The sequence below is a fragment of the Bacillus sp. FSL L8-0654 genome, assembly GCF_038629965.1.
Lineage (GTDB): Bacteria > Bacillota > Bacilli > Bacillales > Bacillaceae > Bacillus > Bacillus safensis.
The window spans coordinates 1-23,463 of the sequence record NZ_CP152026.1; the positions used below are offsets into that span (position 1 = coordinate 1).

The following is a 23,463-nucleotide window of genomic DNA, read 5'->3' on the forward strand; positions in this document are numbered from 1 at the left end:
ATGGAAAATATTTTGGATCTGTGGAATAAAGCACTTCAAAAAATAGAGACAAAATTGAGCAAACCCAGTTTTGAGACATGGATGAAATCGACAAAAGCCCATTCTCTTCAGGGAGATACGCTTACAATTACGGCACCTAATGAATTTGCTAGAGATTGGCTAGAGTCAAGATATCTTCACTTAATTGCTGATACCATCTATGAACTAACAGGTGAAGAGCTCAGCATTAAATTTATTATTCCTCAAAATCAGGATGAAGAGGAAGCCATGCCAAAGTCTCCTATCAAAAAAATGTCTAAAGAAGAGCCCGTTGACATTCCACAAAATATGCTGAATCCAAAATATACATTTGATACTTTTGTTATTGGTTCAGGCAACCGTTTTGCTCATGCCGCTTCACTTGCAGTCGCGGAAGCACCAGCAAAAGCATATAACCCGCTTTTTATTTATGGGGGCGTTGGTTTAGGAAAGACTCACTTGATGCATGCGATTGGTCATTACGTGATCGACCATAATCCATCAGCCAAAGTGGTCTATCTATCATCTGAAAAATTTACTAATGAATTTATCAACTCAATCCGAGATAACAAAGCTGTCGACTTCCGTAACCGCTATCGGAATGTAGATGTGCTTTTGATAGATGATATTCAATTTTTAGCAGGAAAAGAACAAACACAAGAAGAGTTTTTCCATACATTCAACACACTTCACGAAGAAAGTAAGCAAATCGTCATTTCTAGTGACCGGCCTCCGAAGGAAATTCCGACACTTGAAGACAGATTACGCTCTCGATTTGAATGGGGCTTAATTACAGACATTACCCCGCCAGATCTAGAAACGCGTATCGCGATCCTTCGAAAAAAAGCAAAGGCAGAAGGCTTAGACATTCCAAATGAAGTCATGCTGTACATTGCCAATCAAATCGACAGCAACATTCGTGAGCTGGAGGGTGCTTTGATTCGTGTCGTTGCTTACTCATCTTTAATTAATAAAGACATTAATGCAGATCTAGCAGCTGAGGCGCTAAAGGACATCATTCCTTCATCAAAGCCTAAGGTCATTACAATTAAAGATATTCAAAGAATTGTAGGGCAGCAATTTAATATTCGATTAGAGGATTTCAAAGCAAAGAAACGTACAAAGTCAGTTGCTTATCCAAGACAAATTGCCATGTACCTCTCTAGAGAAATGACCGATTCCTCTCTGCCTAAAATCGGAGAAGAATTTGGCGGTCGTGATCATACGACTGTCATTCATGCTCATGAAAAGATTTCGAAATTAATTGTTGAAGATGAACAGCTTCAGCAGCATGTCAAAGAGATCAAAGAACAATTAAAATAATCAAGCTGATATAATGAGTACGGGAAAATGTGAATAACTAGAGCATAGTCATACACAGTCTGTCCACATGTGGATAGGCTGTCTTTCCTTTCTTTTTCTCGACTTATCCACATATTCACAAGCCCTACTATTACTTCTACGATTTTTATTAATAAAATATATATACATGTCATTAAGAAAATTTAGGAGGACCACTATGAAATTCACGATTCAAAAAGATCGTCTTGTCCAAAGTGTCCAAGATGTATTAAAGGCCGTATCCTCTAGAACAACGATTCCTATTTTGACAGGGATTAAAATTGTTGCGTCTGATGAAGGGGTTTCTCTAACAGGAAGCGATTCTGATATCTCAATTGAATCTTTCATTCCTCAAAGAGATGGAGATTTAGAGGTTATCACCATTGATCGTCCGGGAAGTATTGTGCTTCAAGCCCGCTTCTTTAGTGAAATTGTAAAGAAACTGCCTATGTCTACTGTCGAAATTGAAGTAGAACAAAATCACCTGACTATCATCCGCTCTGGTTCAGCGGAATTTAACTTAAACGGCTTAGATGCTGAAGAATATCCGCATCTTCCACAAATTGAAGAGCATCATGCATTTCAAATTCCGACAGATCTGCTTAAAAACTTGATTCGTCAAACTGTTTTTGCAGTGTCCACCTCAGAAACACGACCTATCTTGACAGGTGTAAACTGGAAGGTTGAAAAAGGTGAATTAATATGCACAGCAACGGATAGCCACCGTCTTGCTTTAAGAAAAGCGAAGTTAGATATTAACGAGGAAAGTTCGTATAATGTCGTGATTCCAGGGAAGAGTTTAACTGAGCTAAGTAAAATTCTTGATGATGGACAAGATCTTGTGAGCATCGTCATTACAGAAACCCAAGTTCTTTTTAAAGCACAAAACGTACTGTTCTTCTCAAGGTTGCTGGATGGAAATTATCCAGATACGGCCCGTCTGATCCCGCAAGAAAGTAAAACGGATGTCGTGGTCAACACGAAAGAGTTCCTTCAAGCCATTGATCGTGCATCACTTTTGGCAAGAGAAGGACGTAATAATGTCGTGAAACTGTCAGCTGATCCTGAACAAAGCCTTGAAATCTCTTCTAATTCGCCTGAGATCGGTAAAGTGGTGGAGACGGTTCAAGCAGATGACATTAAAGGGGAAGATCTTAAAATCTCCTTCAGTCCAAAATATATGCTGGATGCGTTAAAAGTATTAGAGGGAACAGATATTCATGTAAGCTTCACTGGTGCAATGAGACCGTTCCTGCTGCGTACGCCGAATGATGATTCTATCTTGCAATTGATTCTTCCGGTAAGAACGTATTAATTCAATCTAAAATGGCTGCTGTGTGAGTGCACAGCAGCTTTTCTTCTCGTTTTCCATGCTTTCTTTCATCCCAGTTCGCTTTCCCCCTTTCCTTCTTGTCTTGTTTTTTAGTACAATTAGATATTAGTGATATTGAAAGAGGTCGATACAATGCCTAATCTTATAACCATTGAAACAGAAATGATTACATTAGGGCAGTTTTTGAAATTAGCCGAAGTCATCCAATCTGGCGGAATGGCGAAATGGTTTTTAAGTGAACATGAGGTGTTCATTAATCAAGAGCCAGATAATAGACGGGGACGCAAACTATACCCAGGAGATGTTGTCGAGATTGAAGGTTACGGCACATTTCAAGTTGTGAATTAGAAACGGGTGACAATACATGTACATTCAAAGTCTGGCGTTAACTTCATACCGAAACTATGAACACACCGAGCTTCAATTCGACAATAAGGTGAATGTCATGATCGGTGAGAATGCCCAAGGTAAAACGAACTTGATGGAAGCGATCTATGTATTGTCGATGGCAAAGTCTCATCGTACGTCAAATGATAAAGAACTTATCCGATGGGACCAAGACTATGCTAAAATAGAAGGTAGAGTCATTAAAAAAAATGGTCCACTCCCAATGCAGCTCGTGATCTCAAAAAAAGGGAAAAAGGGCAAGGTCAATCACATTGAACAACAGAAGCTCAGTCATTATGTTGGTGCGTTAAACACCATTATGTTTGCGCCAGAGGACTTAAGTCTTGTGAAGGGCAGCCCGCAAATCCGCAGAAGATTCCTCGACATGGAGATTGGACAAGTTTCTGCTGTCTACTTGCATGATTTATCGCTCTATCAAAAAATCCTCTCTCAGCGGAATCATTACTTGAAACAATTGCAGACAAGAAAGCAAACGGATCAAGCGATGCTGGAGATTTTAACAGAGCAGTTGATTGATGCGGCAGCGAAAGTGGTCAAAAGACGACTGACTTTTACGAAACAGCTCGAAAAATGGGCGCAGCCGCTGCATTTTGGGATTTCTAGAGAGCTAGAAACACTTACGCTCCAATACCAGACGGCAATAGAGGTATCAGAAGCGTCAGACTTGTCGAAAATAAAGAATAGCTATGAAGAATCGTTTCAGAAACTAAGAGAGAGAGAAATCGACCGAGGGGTGACACTGTGGGGACCTCACAGAGATGACCTGCTTTTCTTTGTGAATGGTCGGGATGTTCAGACATATGGCTCTCAAGGGCAGCAAAGAACAACAGCTCTTTCACTAAAGCTGGCAGAAATTGATCTGATACATGAAGAAATCGGAGAATATCCTATTCTTCTACTTGATGATGTGTTATCTGAACTTGATGATTACAGACAGTCTCATTTGCTCCATACCATTCAGGGACGTGTACAGACCTTCGTCACCACAACAAGTGTTGAAGGCATTGATCACGCCACCCTGAAAGAAGCGGAAATTTTCAGAGTAGCCAGTGGAAAAGTAATTGACTGATAAATGAGGTGTGAGTCTTGTATATTCATTTAGGTGATGATTGTGTTGTTTCTACACGAGAGATTGTCGCAATTGTTGATTACAAAATGAGGTCGTCTTCTGTTGTAGAAGAATTTCTACAAAAACAAGAGAAACATATCATTTCGTTATCACAAGGGACACCCAAATCCATTGTCGTCACAACTGAATCTGTTTATTACTCTCCTCTTTCCTCAAGCACGCTCAAAAAACGTGCTTCGTTTGTGGTTGAAATTGAAGTCTAAAAACTCAATTCATATAAATATATCGTTTAAGAAAAGTGTAGGTGAATGTACGTGGCAATGGAACAGCAACATAATAGTTATGATGAAAATCAGATACAGGTGCTTGAAGGATTAGAAGCTGTTAGAAAACGTCCAGGAATGTACATTGGGTCAACCAATGCAAAAGGGCTTCACCATCTTGTATGGGAAATTGTCGACAACAGTATTGATGAGGCATTAGCTGGTTATTGTACAGACATTACAGTGCAAATTGAAAAAGATAACAGCATTACAGTAAAAGATAATGGCCGCGGGATTCCTGTTGGAATTCATGAGAAAATGGGGCGTCCTGCCGTAGAGGTCATTATGACTGTTCTTCACGCTGGCGGTAAATTTGACGGCAGCGGTTATAAAGTATCAGGCGGTCTGCATGGTGTAGGGGCATCTGTTGTAAATGCATTATCTACTACCTTAGACGTGACTGTATACCGTGACGGGAAAATCCATTATCAGCAGTTCAAACGCGGCGTTCCAGTGGGAGATTTAGAGGTTATTGGTGAAACTGATGTAACCGGGACAACCACTCACTTTGTGCCAGATCCAGAAATTTTCACGGAAACCATTGAATTTGATTACGATACACTTGCTAACCGTGTTCGTGAGTTAGCCTTCTTAACAAAAGGTGTAAACATCATCATAGAAGACTTGCGTGAAGGCAAAGAGCGGAGAAATGAATACTGCTACGAAGGCGGTATTAAGAGCTATGTAGAACATTTAAACCGCTCAAAAGAAGTCGTTCATGAAGAGCCTGTGTACATCGAAGGTGAGAAAGACGGAATCACGGTTGAAGTAGCATTACAATATAACGATTCCTATACAAGCAATATCTATTCCTTCGCCAACAATATCAACACGTATGAAGGCGGAACACATGAAGCTGGTTTTAAAACCGGTCTAACGCGTGTCATCAATGACTATGCTCGTAAAAATGGCGTATTCAAGGATGGGGATGCGAATTTAAGTGGTGAAGATGTGCGAGAAGGCTTAACAGCCATTATCTCCATCAAACATCCAGACCCTCAATTCGAAGGACAAACGAAGACAAAGCTTGGGAACTCAGAAGCGAGAACCATCACAGACTCCCTTTTCTCTGAAGCACTTGAGAAATTCTTGCTTGAAAATCCTGATTCTGCGAAAAAAATTGTGGAAAAAGGACTGATGGCGGCTCGTGCAAGAATGGCTGCCAAAAAGGCTCGTGAGCTGACAAGACGTAAAAGTGCACTGGAAGTCTCCAGCTTACCTGGGAAACTAGCGGACTGTTCTTCTAAAGATCCTTCCATCTCTGAACTCTATATTGTAGAGGGAGATTCTGCGGGCGGATCTGCTAAGCAAGGCCGTGATCGCCACTTCCAAGCGATCTTACCGTTAAGAGGGAAGATCCTAAACGTAGAAAAAGCTCGTTTAGATAAAATTTTATCGAACAACGAGGTTCGTTCAATGATTACAGCGTTAGGAACTGGAATCGGAGAAGACTTTACTTTAGAGAAAGCACGCTATCACAAAATTGTGATCATGACAGATGCCGATGTGGATGGAGCACACATTCGAACGCTGCTCTTAACATTCTTCTATCGCTACATGCGTGAAATCATTGAAAACGGTTATGTGTATATTGCGCAGCCGCCTTTATATAAAGTGCAGCAAGGAAAACGTGTGGAGTACGTGTATAACGATAAACAGCTGGATGAGCTGTTAAAATCACTTCCTCAAACACCAAAGCCTGGACTTCAGCGTTATAAAGGTCTTGGAGAAATGAATGCTGCTCAGCTTTGGGAAACAACAATGGACCCTGATGCGAGAACACTTCTTCAAGTCACACTTGAGGATGCGATCGATGCTGATGAGACATTTGAAATGCTGATGGGAGATAAAGTAGAACCGAGACGAAACTTTATCGAAGAAAATGCGCAATACGTGAAAAACCTTGATATTTAGATAGATCCCTCCTGAGAACAACCTTATTTCTTGTTTGGAATAAGGTTGTTTTTCAAGAAATAGGGGCGTGTAACGAATGTCCTGGTTTTCCGTGTTTTCGTTGATTTTCTAGTAAATAAATGTGTATAAAGCCGAGATTATTGATATAATGGAGAATAGTCTTGTGAAGATAAATACATATTTTACTCCCACATAATTTATTTCATGTGATACGTAAAGGGAGGTTCTTATAGTGAGTGAACAACATACACCAAATGTACGCGAAGTAAATATTAGTCAAGAAATGCGTACGTCCTTTTTAGATTATGCAATGAGTGTTATTGTTTCGCGTGCATTACCAGATGTGCGAGACGGATTGAAGCCCGTGCATCGAAGAATTTTGTATGCGATGAATGACCTAGGTATGACAAGTGATAAACCATTTAAGAAATCTGCACGTATCGTTGGGGAAGTTATCGGTAAGTACCACCCTCACGGTGACAGCGCTGTATACGAAGCGATGGTTCGTATGGCGCAAGACTTCAACTATCGAAATATGCTGGTTGAAGGCCACGGGAACTTTGGTTCTGTCGATGGAGACGGTGCAGCGGCAATGCGTTATACTGAGGCGCGTCTATCTAAAATTTCAATGGAAATCCTGCGTGATATCACTAAGGATACGATTGATTATCAAGATAACTACGATGGCAGTGAAAGAGAACCAATCGTCATGCCTGCTCGTTTCCCGAACTTATTAGTCAACGGGGCAACAGGTATCGCTGTAGGGATGGCAACAAACATTCCGCCTCACCAGCTAGGTGAAGTGATTGATGGGGTACTGGCGATAAGTCAAAACCCAGAAATGACTACACAGGAACTAATGGAGATCATTCCAGGACCAGACTTCCCAACTGCGGGACAAATCATTGGCCGAAGCGGAATCCGCAAAGCATATGAAACAGGCCGAGGTTCTATTACATTACGTGCAAAGTCTATCATCGAAGAAACATCCAGCGGTAAGCAGCGGATTGTCATTAATGAAATTCCATATCAGGTCAATAAAGCACGTTTGATCGAAAAAATCGCTGATCTTGTGCGCGATAAAAAGATCGATGGCATTACAGATCTCCGTGACGAGTCTGATCGTAATGGAATGCGGATCGTGATTGAACTGCGAAGAGACGCGAACGCCCACGTTCTATTAAACAATCTTTATAAACAAACGACACTTCAAACGTCATTTGGGATCAACTTATTGGCACTAGTTGATGGACAGCCGAAAGTCTTGTCCCTCAAACAATGTCTTGAATATTATTTAGAGCATCAAAAAGTGATTATTCGCAGAAGAACAGCATATGAACTTCGTAAAGCCGAAGCAAGAGCTCATATTCTAGAAGGTTTAAGAATTGCCCTTGACCACTTAGATGAAGTCATTGCATTAATTAGAAGCTCTCAAACTGCTGAAATCGCGAGAAATGGCTTAATGGAGAACTATAGCTTGTCCGAAAAACAAGCACAGGCCATTCTTGATATGCGTCTTCAGCGCTTAACTGGTTTGGAAAGAGAAAAGATAGAAGAAGAATACAAAGGACTTGTTGATTTGATTGCTGAGTTGAAAGCCATTTTAGCAGACAATGAGAAAGTTCTTGAAATCATTAGAGAAGAATTAACAGAAATCAAAGAACGTTTCAATGATACGCGCCGTACTGAAATTGTGACAGCGGGTATTGAAACAATTGAAGACGAAGATTTGATTCCTGTTGAGAACATCGTGATTACGCTGACTCATAATGGTTATATCAAGCGTCTGCCTGCATCAACATACCGCAGTCAAAAAAGAGGCGGTAAAGGTGTTCAAGGGATGGGAACCAATGAGGATGATTTCGTAGAACAGCTGATTTCAACATCTACCCATGATACAATCCTCTTCTTCTCTAATAAAGGGAAGGTTTATCGTGCGAAGGGATATGAGATTCCTGAATTCGGACGGACAGCGAAAGGGATTCCGATTATTAACCTGCTTGAAGTAGAAAAGGGAGAGTGGATTAATGCCATTATTCCGGTAAGCGAATTTGATGAAGATTCGTATCTCTTCTTTACAACAAGACATGGTGTATCAAAACGAACCTCATTGTCTCAGTTTGCCAACATTCGAAACAATGGACTTATCGCATTAAGTCTTCGTGACGAAGATGAACTGATGGCTGTCCGTTTAACCAATGGAGAAAAACAAATCATCATTGGAACGAAAAAAGGTATGCTGATTCGTTTCGACGAGACAGATGTTCGTGAAATGGGGCGTACGGCAGCTGGCGTGAAAGGAATTACGCTTTCTGAAGATGACATCGTCGTTGGGATGGAAATCCTTGAGCCAGATGCAAACGTATTGATCGTCACCGAAAAAGGGTATGGTAAGTTAACACCTGAAAAAGAATACCGTGTTCAAAGTAGGGGCGGTAAAGGTCTTAAAACATGTAAAATCACTGACAACAACGGTCCGCTTGTCGCAGTGAAGGCGACGAATGCTGAAGCTGAAGAGGACTTGATGATTATTACAGGAAGCGGCGTGATCATTCGTATGGCCGTTTCAGATATTTCAACAACAGGTCGAGTCACTCAAGGTGTCCGCCTGATTCGTCTAGGTGATGATGAACATGTCGCTACAGTGGCATTAGTTGAACAATCACAAGAAGATGATGAAGAGAATAGTGAAGAAAACGTAGAAACTATAGAGTCAGATCAAGAGCAATCTGAGTAAAAATAAAGCCGGTTTTTCACCGGCTTTATTTTTTTCTAAAAAAACTCATGTTTTTTTGAAATTTATAATGCTTTTTTCATAGATATGTGTTAATCTTTCAAAGGAGCAAAAAGAGGCTCTATTTTTTATCTCTTTTACAGTGGAAACTTCTTAAAAAAATAAAATGTTTTTCAAGAAAAATGTTGACTGTTGATAGAGATATATGATATATTTAAGTGGTCGCTTTAAGAGAGTGACAAACAAGTTCTTTGAAAACTAAACAAGACAAAACGTACCTGTTAATTCGAGTTTTTATAAAAAAATCCTATGAAACTTCATAGGTAGTCAGTCAAACTGGCGAAAAACAAAACTTCGGTTTTGTATTTTTTCGGAGAGTTTGATCCTGGCTCAGGACGAACGCTGGCGGCGTGCCTAATACATGCAAGTCGAGCGGACAGAAGGGAGCTTGCTCCCGGATGTTAGCGGCGGACGGGTGAGTAACACGTGGGTAACCTGCCTGTAAGACTGGGATAACTCCGGGAAACCGGAGCTAATACCGGATAGTTCCTTGAACCGCATGGTTCAAGGATGAAAGACGGTTTCGGCTGTCACTTACAGATGGACCCGCGGCGCATTAGCTAGTTGGTGGGGTAATGGCTCACCAAGGCGACGATGCGTAGCCGACCTGAGAGGGTGATCGGCCACACTGGGACTGAGACACGGCCCAGACTCCTACGGGAGGCAGCAGTAGGGAATCTTCCGCAATGGACGAAAGTCTGACGGAGCAACGCCGCGTGAGTGATGAAGGTTTTCGGATCGTAAAGCTCTGTTGTTAGGGAAGAACAAGTGCGAGAGTAACTGCTCGCACCTTGACGGTACCTAACCAGAAAGCCACGGCTAACTACGTGCCAGCAGCCGCGGTAATACGTAGGTGGCAAGCGTTGTCCGGAATTATTGGGCGTAAAGGGCTCGCAGGCGGTTTCTTAAGTCTGATGTGAAAGCCCCCGGCTCAACCGGGGAGGGTCATTGGAAACTGGGAAACTTGAGTGCAGAAGAGGAGAGTGGAATTCCACGTGTAGCGGTGAAATGCGTAGAGATGTGGAGGAACACCAGTGGCGAAGGCGACTCTCTGGTCTGTAACTGACGCTGAGGAGCGAAAGCGTGGGGAGCGAACAGGATTAGATACCCTGGTAGTCCACGCCGTAAACGATGAGTGCTAAGTGTTAGGGGGTTTCCGCCCCTTAGTGCTGCAGCTAACGCATTAAGCACTCCGCCTGGGGAGTACGGTCGCAAGACTGAAACTCAAAGGAATTGACGGGGGCCCGCACAAGCGGTGGAGCATGTGGTTTAATTCGAAGCAACGCGAAGAACCTTACCAGGTCTTGACATCCTCTGACAACCCTAGAGATAGGGCTTTCCCTTCGGGGACAGAGTGACAGGTGGTGCATGGTTGTCGTCAGCTCGTGTCGTGAGATGTTGGGTTAAGTCCCGCAACGAGCGCAACCCTTGATCTTAGTTGCCAGCATTCAGTTGGGCACTCTAAGGTGACTGCCGGTGACAAACCGGAGGAAGGTGGGGATGACGTCAAATCATCATGCCCCTTATGACCTGGGCTACACACGTGCTACAATGGACAGAACAAAGGGCTGCAAGACCGCAAGGTTTAGCCAATCCCATAAATCTGTTCTCAGTTCGGATCGCAGTCTGCAACTCGACTGCGTGAAGCTGGAATCGCTAGTAATCGCGGATCAGCATGCCGCGGTGAATACGTTCCCGGGCCTTGTACACACCGCCCGTCACACCACGAGAGTTTGCAACACCCGAAGTCGGTGAGGTAACCTTTATGGAGCCAGCCGCCGAAGGTGGGGCAGATGATTGGGGTGAAGTCGTAACAAGGTAGCCGTATCGGAAGGTGCGGCTGGATCACCTCCTTTCTAAGGATATATGGAGCAGCGTACGTTTTCGTCTTGTTTAGTTTTGAAGGAACTTGCAAAAGATCCTACAACATCATATCTTCGATATGAAAGATGGGCCTGTAGCTCAGCTGGTTAGAGCGCACGCCTGATAAGCGTGAGGTCGGTGGTTCGAGTCCACTCAGGCCCACCATCTTCTATTAAATCGGGGCCTTAGCTCAGCTGGGAGAGCGCCTGCCTTGCACGCAGGAGGTCAGCGGTTCGATCCCGCTAGGCTCCACCAACGTGTTCTTTGAAAACTAGATAACAATAAGTAATACATTCACATTGAATGCAATGCAAAGTTCATCACACATAGTGATTCTTTCTAAAGTAAGAAATGGTTAAGTTAGAAAGGGCGCACGGTGGATGCCTTGGCACTAGGAGCCGATGAAGGACGGGACGAACACCGATATGCTTCGGGGAGCTGTAAGCAAGCTTTGATCCGGAGATTTCCGAATGGGGAAACCCACTGCTCGTAATGGAGTAGTATCCATACTTGAATACATAGAGTATGAGAAGGCATACCCGGGGAACTGAAACATCTAAGTACCCGGAGGAAGAGAAAGCAAATGCGATTCCCTGAGTAGCGGCGAGCGAAACGGGAACAGCCCAAACCAAGAGGCTTGCCTCTTGGGGTTGTAGGACACTCTATACGGAGTTACAAAGGAACGATATAAGCGAAGAGGTCTGGAAAGGCCCGCCAAAGAAGGTAACAGCCCTGTAACTGAAATGTTGTTCTCTCCAGAGTGGATCCTGAGTACGGCGGAACACGTGAAATTCCGTCGGAATCCGGGAGGACCATCTCCCAAGGCTAAATACTCCCTAGTGACCGATAGTGAACCAGTACCGTGAGGGAAAGGTGAAAAGCACCCCGGAAGGGGAGTGAAATAGATCCTGAAACCGTGTGCCTACAAGTAGTCAGAGCCCGTTAACGGGTGATGGCGTGCCTTTTGTAGAATGAACCGGCGAGTTACGATCCCGTGCAAGGTTAAGCAGAAGATGCGGAGCCGCAGCGAAAGCGAGTCTGAATAGGGCGCATGAGTACGTGGTCGTAGACCCGAAACCAGGTGATCTACCCATGTCCAGGGTGAAGTTCAGGTAACACTGAATGGAGGCCCGAACCCACGCACGTTGAAAAGTGCGGGGATGAGGTGTGGGTAGGGGTGAAATGCCAATCGAACCTGGAGATAGCTGGTTCTCTCCGAAATAGCTTTAGGGCTAGCCTCAAGGTAAGAGTCTCGGAGGTAGAGCACTGATTGGACTAGGGGCCCCTACCGGGTTACCGAATTCAGTCAAACTCCGAATGCCGATGACTTATCCTTGGGAGTCAGACTGCGAGTGATAAGATCCGTAGTCGAAAGGGAAACAGCCCAGACCGCCAGCTAAGGTCCCAAAGTATACGTTAAGTGGAAAAGGATGTGGAGTTGCTTAGACAACCAGGATGTTGGCTTAGAAGCAGCCACCATTTAAAGAGTGCGTAATAGCTCACTGGTCGAGTGACTCTGCGCCGAAAATGTACCGGGGCTAAACGTATCACCGAAGCTGCGGACTGTTCTTACGAACAGTGGTAGGAGAGCGTTCTAAGGGCTGTGAAGCCAGACCGGAAGGACTGGTGGAGCGCTTAGAAGTGAGAATGCCGGTATGAGTAGCGAAAGACGGGTGAGAATCCCGTCCACCGAATGCCTAAGGTTTCCTGAGGAAGGCTCGTCCGCTCAGGGTTAGTCGGGACCTAAGCCGAGGCCGAAAGGCGTAGGCGATGGACAACAGGTTGATATTCCTGTACCACCTCCTCACCATTTGAGCAATGGGGGGACGCAGGAGGATAGGGTAAGCGCGGTATTGGATATCCGCGTCCAAGCAGTTAGGCTGGGAAATAGGCAAATCCGTTTCCCGTGAAGGCTGAGCTGTGATGGCGAGCGAAATTTAGTAGCGAAGTTCCTGATTCCACACTGCCAAGAAAAGCCTCTAGCGAGGTGAGAGGTGCCCGTACCGCAAACCGACACAGGTAGGCGAGGAGAGAATCCTAAGGTGATCGAGAGAACTCTCGTTAAGGAACTCGGCAAAATGACCCCGTAACTTCGGGAGAAGGGGTGCTTCTTAGGGTGTTAAAGCCCCGAGAAGCCGCAGTGAATAGGCCCAGGCGACTGTTTAGCAAAAACACAGGTCTCTGCGAAGCCGTAAGGCGAAGTATAGGGGCTGACGCCTGCCCGGTGCTGGAAGGTTAAGAGGAGCGCTTAGCGTAAGCGAAGGTGCGAATTGAAGCCCCAGTAAACGGCGGCCGTAACTATAACGGTCCTAAGGTAGCGAAATTCCTTGTCGGGTAAGTTCCGACCCGCACGAAAGGCGCAACGATCTGGGCACTGTCTCAACGAGAGACTCGGTGAAATTATAGTACCTGTGAAGATGCAGGTTACCCGCGACAGGACGGAAAGACCCCGTGGAGCTTTACTGCAGCCTGATATTGAATGTTGGTACAGCTTGTACAGGATAGGTAGGAGCCTTGGAAACCGGAGCGCTAGCTTCGGTGGAGGCATCGGTGGGATACTACCCTGGCTGTATTGACCTTCTAACCCGCTGCCCTTATCGGGCAGGGAGACAGTGTCAGGTGGGCAGTTTGACTGGGGCGGTCGCCTCCTAAAATGTAACGGAGGCGCCCAAAGGTTCCCTCAGAATGGTTGGAAATCATTCGCAGAGTGTAAAGGCACAAGGGAGCTTGACTGCGAGACCTACAAGTCGAGCAGGGACGAAAGTCGGGCTTAGTGATCCGGTGGTTCCGCATGGAAGGGCCATCGCTCAACGGATAAAAGCTACCCCGGGGATAACAGGCTTATCTCCCCCAAGAGTCCACATCGACGGGGAGGTTTGGCACCTCGATGTCGGCTCATCGCATCCTGGGGCTGTAGTCGGTCCCAAGGGTTGGGCTGTTCGCCCATTAAAGCGGTACGCGAGCTGGGTTCAGAACGTCGTGAGACAGTTCGGTCCCTATCCGTCGCGGGCGCAGGAAATTTGAGAGGAGCTGTCCTTAGTACGAGAGGACCGGGATGGACGCACCGCTGGTGTACCAGTTGTTCTGCCAAGGGCATCGCTGGGTAGCTATGTGCGGACGGGATAAGTGCTGAAAGCATCTAAGCATGAAGCCCCCCTCAAGATGAGATTTCCCATTCCGCAAGGAAGTAAGATCCCTGAAAGATGATCAGGTTGATAGGTCTGAGGTGGAAGCGTGGTGACACGTGGAGCTGACAGATACTAATAGATCGAGGACTTAACCTATATTCTAATGTGAAGCATGAACATTGTTATCTAGTTTTGAGAGAACATTCTCTCCATCAGGTTTGGTGGCGATAGCGAAGAGGTCACACCCGTTCCCATACCGAACACGGAAGTTAAGCTCTTCAGCGCCGATGGTAGTTGGGGGTTTCCCCCTGTGAGAGTAGGACGCCGCCAAGCTTCTATTAGGATCAGTTCCAGTCGGAACTGGTCTTTTTTGTTTTTTCTTCTAACAGCATCATGATGTATGCTGGGAACTTCTCTTCTGCAATCTCCATGTAGCGTTCAATCATGACGTAATCATCGCTAATGTATTGAGACAGCAGCTCGTACCACCATTCTGTTTCGTAGCGGGCAATCATACTAAGGTTATACATCAATAAGTAATGGCTGATGATTTCAGGAATCCCTAGAAAAGCATCTCGTGTTGACGGTATAAACCATTGATCCATTTCTAAATCATAATGAAGATGAGTAGCAAGAGCTGGGTTTTCTTCAAGAAATACATCAAACGTTAGTTTTTTAGCCTCTCTCTGTTTGAGTTTCCAGCTTGTATGGAACTCAAAGTATTCAATAAAGCGTTCAGCAGACATGTTATAAAGTAATGGAATATGATCTTGAATCATCATTCCATTAGCCTTTTCTACTTTAACTAATGTCGAGGGCTGCTTTTGAAACTCAAGAATATGACTCATTTCAGGTATTTTAGACAGGAGATGGATCATCGTAAATCGTTCATCTTCAAGACCATTTAATTGAAATAGATGCTTTAACACATGCATACATAGCCCATTTCTTTGGATTTTTACCTCATCTTCACTAAAACGGTAATGCTGTTTCTTTCTCTTTCTCGATGTTACGCCATGAGCTAAAACAGAGGTTTGAGAAGGATAATGGGGATCAACTGTCAGCAAACATGCTTTAAGCAGCTGTGCCATTCCATAAAACAATAAAATGGGTTTAAGTTCTAGAGGCGCGATCGCTGCCTGTTCATAGAACGTATGGCCATGTTTTAGAAAGTAAATAAATCGTTCACAGTTTTTATAGGCTTGCTGGTTTGCATCTTGAATGTTCCGTTTCTCATATTGTTGAAATAGAAACTTTTGGGAGGTTTCGAGCGAGTAAAAACGTTTTAAATCCTTCCATCCTGAACTTTTCATCTTCTTCCTCAACTCTCTTTATATTTTCTAAAAATTGCAACTGTTTGTTGCTTCCTTGACATGCTGTTTGCTAGTTGATAATCTACATATAATATTTTGCCGAAAAGAGGGGGATTTACTAATGTGGGAAAGTAAATTTTCAAAAGAAGGTTTGACGTTTGACGATGTTTTGCTTGTTCCAGCAAAGTCTGAAGTACTTCCGCGTGATGTCGATTTATCAGTGGAGCTAACAAGCACATTAAAGCTAAACATTCCAATTATCAGTGCGGGAATGGACACAGTGACGGAATCACAAATGGCGATTGCAATGGCACGTCAAGGTGGTCTTGGTATTATTCATAAGAACATGTCCATTGAACAGCAAGCAGAACAGGTGGATAAAGTAAAACGTTCAGAGCGCGGCGTTATTACAAATCCATTCTTCTTAACACCAGAGCATCAAGTATTTGATGCAGAGCATTTGATGGGTAAATACCGTATTTCAGGTGTGCCGATTGTCAACAACGAACAAGACCAAAAGCTTGTTGGTATTATTACGAACCGTGACCTTCGTTTTATTTCGGATTATTCAATGAAGATTAGCGACGTGATGACAAAAGAGGAACTTGTGACAGCTTCTGTTGGTACAACATTAGAAGAAGCTGAAAAAATCCTACAGCAGTACAAGATTGAAAAATTACCTCTTTTAGATGACGAAGGAACGTTAAAAGGACTTATCACAATCAAAGATATTGAAAAAGTGATTGAATTCCCTAACTCCTCTAAAGATGCACATGGCCGTTTAATTGTTGGTGCCGCTGTTGGTGTCACTGGCGATACAATGACACGTGTGAAAAAATTAGTCGAAGCCAATGTGGATGTCATTGTCATTGATACAGCACACGGTCATTCTCAAGGTGTTCTAAACACTGTATCGAAAATCCGTGAAACGTATCCTTCTCTTAACATCATTGCTGGTAATGTTGCAACAGCTGAAGCAACTAAAGCATTGTTTGAAGCAGGAGCAGATATTGTGAAAGTTGGTATCGGACCAGGATCTATTTGTACAACACGTGTTGTTGCAGGTGTCGGTGTACCACAAATCACAGCGATCTATGACTGTGCAACAGAAGCAAGAAAACATGGTAAAGCTATTATTGCAGATGGTGGAATTAAATATTCAGGTGATATCGTGAAAGCATTAGCATCTGGCGGACATGCTGTTATGCTGGGAAGCCTTCTAGCTGGTACATCTGAAAGCCCAGGAGAAACAGAAATTTTCCAAGGTAGACGTTTCAAAGTTTATCGTGGTATGGGTTCTGTCGCTGCAATGGAAAAAGGAAGTAAAGATCGTTACTTCCAAGAAGATAATAAAAAATTCGTTCCTGAAGGTATCGAAGGCCGTACACCATACAAAGGGCCAGTCGTTGATACAGTGTATCAACTAGTTGGCGGTATTCGTTCTGGTATGGGCTATTGTGGAACGCAAGATTTACGCACTCTTAGAGAAGAAGCACAATTCATTCGTATGACGGGTGCAGGACTTCGTGAGAGTCATCCACATGATGTACAAATTACAAAAGAATCACCAAACTACACAATTTCTTGATAAATTGTGACAATCAAATTACATTTGACAGGGTCTATGACTCTGTCTATTTTTTTTGTCTTTATTGTGATAAAATTTATACTGTTGTGTTGAGATAAGCCCTTGTGGATTACATATATATGAAAAACGTCGAAAAAAGATGAATACGGAGGTATGACGATTGAACAGCAAGATGATGAAACAGCTTATGGTCTCTATCCTTGCATTGGCATTGATTGTTACAGCATTTACACCAATGTCCAAAGCAAAAGCTGCTGAAGATCCATTCAGTGTGAATGCGAAAGCAGCGATCCTTATTGAAGCTTCTACAGGTAAAATTCTTTATAGTAAAAACGCAGATCAAAGACTGCCTATTGCAAGTATGGCAAAAATGATGACAGAGTATCTATTACTAGAGGCAATTGCTGAAGGAAAAGTGAAATGGGATCAAAAGTATACGCCAGATGATTATGTATACGAAATTTCTCAGGACCGCAGCTTATCCAACGTTCCTTTGAGAAAAGATGGTTCGTATACAGTAAAAGAACTTTATCAAGCAACGGCTATTTATTCGGCAAATGCAGCAGCGATTGGTTTAGCAGAAGTGATCGCTGGATCAGAATCGAAGTTTGTTGAAAAAATGAACGCAAAAGCAAAAGAACTTGGTTTAACAAACTACAAATTCGTGAATGCAACTGGTCTGGAAAATAAAGACTTACATGGCCAACAGCCAAAAGGTACAGGTCCTGATGAAGAAAGTGAAGTATCTGCAAAAGATATGGCTTTGCTTGCACAGCATCTCATCAAAGACCATCCAGAAATTCTTGAAACAGCAAGTATTGCGAAAACAAAGTTCAGAGAAGGCACTGACGATGAAATGGACATGCCTAACTGGAACTTCATGCTTAAAGGACTTGTGAAGGAATATAAAGGTGTAGACGGGCTGAAAACAGGATCTACAGATTCAGCCGGTTCTAGCTTCACAGGTACAGCAAAACAAGGTGACATGCGTGTCATCGCAGTTATCTTGAATGCAAAAGGTAATCTTCATACAGCACGTTTCGACGTGGCAAAAAAACTATTCGACTATGCGTTTAAAAACTTCACGATGAAAGAAATGTACAAAAAAGGTCAACAAATTAAAGGACATGAAAACATCGAAGTGGATAAAGGCAAAGATAAAGAAGTACCTGTTGTGACGAAAGAAGCATTTTCTGTGCCAGTAAAAAATGGTGATGAAAAGAGCTATAAAGCAAAAGTAAATATCGAGAAAAAGAAACTAGAAGCTCCTATTAAAAAAGGAACGAAGGTTGGCATGCTGACGACTTCTTATTCTGGTGATGAGAAGGACTACGGCTATTTAAATAAAGACCAATCAGGTGTTGAGCTTGTGACGAAAACAAGCGATGAAAAAGCAAACTGGTTCATCCTTGCAATGCGTGGTGTAGGTGGATTCTTCGCTGGCATTTGGGGTGGAATCGTTGACACAGTAAAAGGCTGGTTCTAATAAAAAAACTGCTCTCTATACATGAGAGCAGTTTTTTTATCGTTAAAAGAAGAGCGATTGCTTCTGATTTTGAGGAGTGGACAAGGCTTGCTGAAAAATACCACATAACTTTTCCACGCCCTCGGCCAGTGCTTTTTCATTCACATAAGAAAAGCTGAGGCGGATATAATTCTGTTTCGGCTCTCCAGGATAGCAGACAGAGCCAGGTAGAAAAGTAATTTGCTGCTTACGGGCCTCATGTAACAGTGCTCGTGTATCGACCCAGGAAGGAAAGCTGAGCCATAAATTGAGACCGCCCTGTGGAATTTGCCACGTTACATCTTTCGGTGCGTGCTTCGTTAACACATCCATCATCAAATCGCGTCTCACCTTCAAGGCGGTTCTTAGCTTCTTCGTATGATCAATCATTTTCTTCGATGTCAGAAACGGCAATATGGCCTTTTGTGTGAGGAGAGGGCTGCCTAAGTCATTATTGGCCTTTGCAGCTAATAAGCGGTTAAATATCGAGCCTGATGCGGTGATAATCCCTATTCTGCATCCTGGAGCCAGTGTTTTACTTAATCCTCGTAAATAAATGACGTGTCCATCATGGTCCAAGCTTTTAATAGGTGCTGGCGGCTTCTTTTCAAAATAAAGCTCACGATATGGGTCATCTTCTACAATGAGACAATCTATGCTTTGAGCCAGTAAGAGAAGCTGTTTTCTGCGTTTCATCGACATACTGGCCCCTGTCGGACTGTGAAAAGTAGGAATCGTATAGATGAGCTTCGGTTTATATTTATCACAAATGCTTTGAAGCTGCTTCATGTTCATCCCTTCATGATCGACAGGGACGGTAATGATTCTTGCTCCTCTGCCCATAAAGACATCGATGGCCCCTGGATATGTTGGTGCTTCCATGACGACCACATCATCCGGTCCAATAAACGTACGTGCCACCAAATCAAGCCCTTGCTGAGAACCACTTGTTACGAGAATATTTTCAGGTGTAGATGGCACATCCAACTTTTCTAAAAAAGATTGAATGACCTGTCGCAGCTGAAGATCACCTTGTATTTCTCCATACTTCGACATGATTTGAGGATGTCTGGCTAGTACATGCTGCATTTCTTTTTCTAAATACCGGTTTGGCAAAAGCCCTGGATCGATCATAGAGGAAGAAAGGTTAATGGCTTCTTCGACATAGTGATACTGAGCGAATTGAGAGCGTGGTAAGTAATCTGGAATCGACAACTGCCAATCGAAAGAGGTAGATGAAGGAATCGGGATATCTGCCTGCTCTTGCTGCTCATTCACAAAAGTTCCTTTACCTTGCACCGTTGTTAAATATCCGTCGTCCTTTAATCGTGTGTATGCCTTTGCTGCCGTGACAAGACTCACATTCAGCTGCTTAGCTAAATCACGGACAGTCGGCAGCTTTTCTCCTTGCTGAAGCAAACCCGATTGAATGTGATCAATGATTGAAAAGTAAATTTGATTTGAAAGAGATGTATCAGAGTGTCGATGGATATCAATATGCATGAAACCCCTCCAAAGAATGCAAAATTGTTATACATGAATTTTAATTGTTATAGTTGTATTATAGCATGTAAATCATACTTGAAAGAGAAAATGACATGTTTTAAGCTGGAAATCCTTTGTTTACAAGGGTTTATCTTTATTTCCCGGTTGGTTGAATTGTTATACTATTCTCTTTATTGTTATACTTTCTCGCTTGTATGATAAAGATGTTGAATCAATCGAATAGACAAATGGGAGGAAACTATTGTGAGCAATAAGGGAACTGAACGAGTGAAACGTGGAATGGCAGAAATGCAAAAGGGTGGCGTCATTATGGATGTCGTCAATGCGGAGCAGGCAAAAATTGCAGAAGAAGCAGGTGCGGTGGCAGTCATGGCACTAGAACGAGTACCAGCTGATATCCGTGCAGCAGGCGGTGTTGCCCGTATGGCAGACCCAAGAATCGTAGAGGAAGTACAAAATGCAGTAACGATTCCAGTCATGGCAAAAGCACGTATCGGCCACATCGTCGAGGCTCGTGTTCTTGAAGCACTTGGTGTTGATTATATCGATGAGAGTGAAGTGCTGACGCCCGCAGATGAGGAATTCCATTTAAATAAAAATGAATACACAGTACCTTTTGTCTGTGGATGCCGCGACCTAGGTGAGGCAACACGCCGTATCGCAGAAGGCGCTTCTATGCTTCGTACAAAAGGGGAGCCTGGGACAGGCAACATTGTCGAAGCTGTTCGTCATATGAGAAAGGTTAATGCTCAGATTCGTAAAGTATCAGCCATGAGTGAAGATGAACTGATGACAGAAGCTAAGAATCTTGGGGCACCTTATGAATTATTGTTGCAAATCAAAAGAGATGGCAAGCTGCCAGTTGTGAACTTTGCTGCAGGCGGAGTTGCAACACCAGCAGATGCTGCGTTAATGATGCAGCTTGGAGCAGACGGTGTATTTGTCGGATCTGGTATTTTCAAATCAGACAATCCAGCGAAATTTGCAAAAGCGATTGTTGAAGCAACAACTCATTTCACAGATTACCGTCTCATTGCAGAACTTTCAAAAGAGCTTGGAACAGCTATGAAAGGAATTGAAATTTCAAATCTACTGCCAGAAGAACGTATGCAAGAGCGTGGCTGGTAATTAAGGGAGCGCAAACGAACATGCTGACAATTGGTGTACTAGGGCTTCAAGGAGCAGTGAGAGAACATATTCAATCGATTGAAGCCTGCGGCGCAGAAGGAAAGATTATCAAACGCGTAGAAGAGCTAGAATCCGTTGACGGTTTGATTATCCCTGGTGGAGAAAGTACGACGATGAGAAGACTCATGGATACGTACCAATTCATTGATCCGATCAAAGCGTTCGCTGCTCAAGGGAAACCGATTTTCGGGACATGTGCCGGTCTGATTATGCTGGCAAAGCATATCGAAGATCGAGAAGATGCTCATCTTGGACTGTTAAATGTATCTGTTGCACGGAATTCTTTTGGCAGACAGGTAGACAGCTTTGAAGCAGATTTAGAAGTAAAAGGACTGGATGCGCCGTTTACGGGCGTATTCATCCGTGCGCCTCATATCATCAGCGCAGATGATAGCGTAGAAATCATGGCTGAATATGATGGCAGGATTGTGATGGCGAAAGAAAACAATATCTTAGGTTGCTCCTTTCATCCAGAGCTGACAGACGATCACCGGTTAACACAGCTGTTTGTAGACATGGTGAAGTCCTACAAAACGAAGCTTGCTGTATAAAACGGTTGAAAAGAGATAAAACTTATAGTACATTAAAGTCACAATCAAAGATCGAAAAAGCGTTGACGGGAAATAGTAAGAAGCCCCTCTTTCTCAGAGAGCCGATGGTTGGTGAGAATCGGTGAAAGATGCATTCTGAATCCATCCTTGAGCGAAATGCTGAAACTAGAGAAGTAAGCATTTACGGTGATACCGTTACAGAGGAAAGAGGAAAGCATGCCTTTGCATGTTTTCAATCAGGGTGGCAACGCGAGAGCTCTCGTCCCTTTCATGGGATGAGGGCTCTTTTTATTTTTCGATAAAAAAAGGAGTGTTACACATGCTGGATATTAAACAACTGCGCACGGACTTTGATCAAATCAAAGAAAAATTAGCACACCGAGGCGAAGATTTAGCGGATTTTGATAAGTTTGGTGAGCTAGATCAAAAAAGAAGAGAATTAATCGGGAAAACAGAAGAATTAAAGAGCCGAAGAAATGAAGTATCACAGCAAGTGGCCGTTCTAAAAAGAGAAAAGAAAGACGCCGATCACATTATTCAAGAAATGCGTGAGGTAGGAGATGAGATCAAGAAGCTGGATGATGAGCTAAGAACAGTAGAAGAAAGCCTGCAGCACATCCTGTTCTCAATTCCAAATATCCCCCATGACTCTGTACCAGTTGGTGAAACAGAAGACGACAACGTGGAAGTGAGAAAATGGGGCGAACAGCCAGCCTTCTCATTTGAACCAAAACCACATTGGGACGTAGCTGATGAGCTAAAAATCCTTGATTTTGAACGTGCAGGAAAAGTGACAGGAAGCCGTTTCGTTTTTTATAAAGGGCTTGGCGCACGCTTAGAACGCGCATTGTATAACTTTATGCTTGATTTACATGTGGATGAGTTTGGTTTTACTGAAGTGCTTCCACCTTATATGGTCAACAGAGCGAGCATGACAGGAACTGGTCAGCTTCCAAAGTTCGAAGAGGATGCCTTTAAAATACGTGAAGAAGATTACTTCCTCATTCCAACAGCTGAAGTGCCAATTACGAACATGCATCGTGACGAAATTCTCGAAGGTGAACAGCTGCCAATCAACTATGCAGCATTCAGTGCTTGCTTTAGATCAGAAGCAGGATCTGCCGGAAGAGATACACGCGGACTCATCCGTCAGCATCAATTTAACAAGGTAGAGCTTGTTAAATTTGTCAGACCAGAAGATTCTTATGAAGAATTAGAGAAACTAACAAATCAAGCAGAAAAAGTTCTTCAGCTATTGAACCTTCCATACCGTGTCATGAGCATGTGTACGGGAGATTTAGGATTCACAGCTGCGAAGAAATACGATATCGAAGTGTGGATTCCGAGCCAGAATACGTACCGTGAAATTTCTTCTTGCAGTAACTTCGAAGCATTCCAAGCAAGACGTGCAAACATTCGTTTCCGTCCAGAACCTAAAGCGAAGCCAGAACATGTCCACACATTAAATGGATCTGGATTAGCGGTAGGAAGAACCGTAGCGGCTATTTTAGAAAACTATCAACAAGAGGACGGCACAGTAATCATTCCTGAAGTACTGCGTCCTTATATGGGAAATAAAGAAGTGATGAAATAAGATGCCGTCAAGGCATCTTTTTCTTTTT

The 23,463-nt window shown here is 43.4% G+C and carries 14 protein-coding genes, 2 tRNA genes, 3 rRNA genes and 1 other annotated feature; of the genes, 17 read left to right on the forward strand and 2 right to left on the reverse strand.

What is annotated here, in order from left to right; genetic code table 11:
- The 12 genes from dnaA to rrf all read left to right on the forward strand — a co-directional run bounded on the left by dnaA (nt 1) and on the right by rrf (nt 14,524).
- Nucleotides 1–1,341: a chromosomal replication initiator protein DnaA gene (dnaA, locus tag MHH65_RS00005; protein ID WP_024424073.1), complete on the forward strand. Its 1,341-nt coding sequence runs from the start codon at nt 1–3 to the stop codon at nt 1,339–1,341.
- 196 nt (nt 1,342–1,537) lie between these two features.
- Nucleotides 1,538–2,674 (forward strand): DNA polymerase III subunit beta, encoded by a 1,137-nt coding sequence (gene dnaN, locus MHH65_RS00010; RefSeq protein ID WP_024424074.1) that lies wholly within the window; start codon nt 1,538–1,540, stop codon nt 2,672–2,674.
- A 150-nt stretch (nt 2,675–2,824) separates the two neighbouring features.
- The gene (gene yaaA / locus MHH65_RS00015) at nt 2,825–3,040 is read left to right on the forward strand and encodes a S4 domain-containing protein YaaA (RefSeq protein WP_008360916.1); all 216 of its coding nucleotides are present in this window, start codon (nt 2,825–2,827) and stop codon (nt 3,038–3,040) included.
- Nucleotides 3,041–3,056: 16 nt separating this feature from the next.
- Complete coding sequence (gene recF, locus MHH65_RS00020) at nt 3,057–4,169, forward strand: DNA replication/repair protein RecF (protein ID WP_024424075.1); 1,113 nt, start codon at nt 3,057–3,059, stop codon at nt 4,167–4,169.
- A 17-nt stretch (nt 4,170–4,186) separates the two neighbouring features.
- Nucleotides 4,187–4,432 (forward strand): extracellular matrix/biofilm biosynthesis regulator RemA family protein, encoded by a 246-nt coding sequence (locus MHH65_RS00025; RefSeq protein WP_056766786.1) that lies wholly within the window; start codon nt 4,187–4,189, stop codon nt 4,430–4,432.
- A 57-nt stretch (nt 4,433–4,489) separates the two neighbouring features.
- Complete coding sequence (gene gyrB, locus MHH65_RS00030; RefSeq protein ID WP_024424077.1) at nt 4,490–6,406, forward strand: DNA topoisomerase (ATP-hydrolyzing) subunit B; 1,917 nt, start codon at nt 4,490–4,492, stop codon at nt 6,404–6,406.
- 232 nt (nt 6,407–6,638) lie between these two features.
- Nucleotides 6,639–9,143 carry a DNA gyrase subunit A gene (gene gyrA, locus MHH65_RS00035; protein WP_024424078.1) on the forward strand — a complete coding sequence of 835 codons (2,505 nt, stop codon included), beginning with the start codon at nt 6,639–6,641 and terminating at the stop codon, nt 9,141–9,143.
- Nucleotides 9,144–9,507: 364 nt separating this feature from the next.
- Nucleotides 9,508–11,056: ribosomal RNA gene (locus tag MHH65_RS00040) — 16S ribosomal RNA — on the forward strand.
- Between the two features lie 95 nt (nt 11,057–11,151).
- Nucleotides 11,152–11,228, forward strand: a tRNA-Ile gene (locus MHH65_RS00045).
- Nucleotides 11,229–11,242: 14 nt separating this feature from the next.
- Nucleotides 11,243–11,318: transfer RNA gene (locus MHH65_RS00050), tRNA-Ala, on the forward strand.
- A gap of 98 nt (nt 11,319–11,416) precedes the next feature.
- A 23S ribosomal RNA gene (locus MHH65_RS00055) occupies nt 11,417–14,347 on the forward strand.
- A 61-nt stretch (nt 14,348–14,408) separates the two neighbouring features.
- A 5S ribosomal RNA gene (gene rrf / locus MHH65_RS00060) occupies nt 14,409–14,524 on the forward strand.
- The 16S, 23S and 5S rRNA genes sit together here with 2 tRNA genes alongside, the layout of an rRNA operon.
- Before the next feature lie 11 nt (nt 14,525–14,535).
- On the opposite strand, the gene MHH65_RS00065 is transcribed toward rrf, so the two are convergent.
- Entirely contained in the window at nt 14,536–15,504 is a 969-nt protein-coding gene (locus MHH65_RS00065) for a YaaC family protein (protein WP_024426750.1), read from the reverse strand.
- A 121-nt stretch (nt 15,505–15,625) separates the two neighbouring features.
- On the opposite strand from MHH65_RS00065, the gene guaB reads away from it, so the two are divergent.
- Nucleotides 15,626–17,092 carry an IMP dehydrogenase gene (guaB, locus tag MHH65_RS00070; protein WP_024426749.1) on the forward strand — a complete coding sequence of 489 codons (1,467 nt, stop codon included), beginning with the start codon at nt 15,626–15,628 and terminating at the stop codon, nt 17,090–17,092.
- 160 nt (nt 17,093–17,252) lie between these two features.
- Nucleotides 17,253–18,578, forward strand: a complete 1,326-nt coding sequence (locus MHH65_RS00075; protein WP_065214475.1) for a D-alanyl-D-alanine carboxypeptidase family protein — start codon at nt 17,253–17,255, stop codon at nt 18,576–18,578.
- Nucleotides 18,579–18,620: 42 nt separating this feature from the next.
- On the opposite strand, the gene MHH65_RS00080 is transcribed toward MHH65_RS00075, so the two are convergent.
- Complete coding sequence (locus MHH65_RS00080) at nt 18,621–20,099, reverse strand: PLP-dependent aminotransferase family protein (RefSeq protein ID WP_098677511.1); 1,479 nt, start codon at nt 20,097–20,099, stop codon at nt 18,621–18,623.
- A gap of 246 nt (nt 20,100–20,345) precedes the next feature.
- Between MHH65_RS00080 and pdxS the strand changes: the two genes are divergently transcribed.
- The 3 genes from pdxS (at nt 20,346) to serS (ending at nt 23,435) form a co-directional block, all read left to right on the forward strand.
- On the forward strand, nt 20,346–21,230 hold the full coding sequence (gene pdxS, locus MHH65_RS00085) for a pyridoxal 5'-phosphate synthase lyase subunit PdxS (protein ID WP_047203776.1): 885 nt from the start codon (nt 20,346–20,348) through the stop codon (nt 21,228–21,230).
- A 20-nt stretch (nt 21,231–21,250) separates the two neighbouring features.
- Nucleotides 21,251–21,841 (forward strand): pyridoxal 5'-phosphate synthase glutaminase subunit PdxT, encoded by a 591-nt coding sequence (gene pdxT, locus MHH65_RS00090; protein ID WP_098677510.1) that lies wholly within the window; start codon nt 21,251–21,253, stop codon nt 21,839–21,841.
- A 53-nt stretch (nt 21,842–21,894) separates the two neighbouring features.
- Nucleotides 21,895–22,111: a binding site (T-box leader), on the forward strand.
- 49 nt (nt 22,112–22,160) lie between these two features.
- Nucleotides 22,161–23,435 carry a serine--tRNA ligase gene (gene serS / locus MHH65_RS00095; protein ID WP_024426746.1) on the forward strand — a complete coding sequence of 425 codons (1,275 nt, stop codon included), beginning with the start codon at nt 22,161–22,163 and terminating at the stop codon, nt 23,433–23,435.
- Nucleotides 23,436–23,463: the final 28 nt, after the last annotated feature.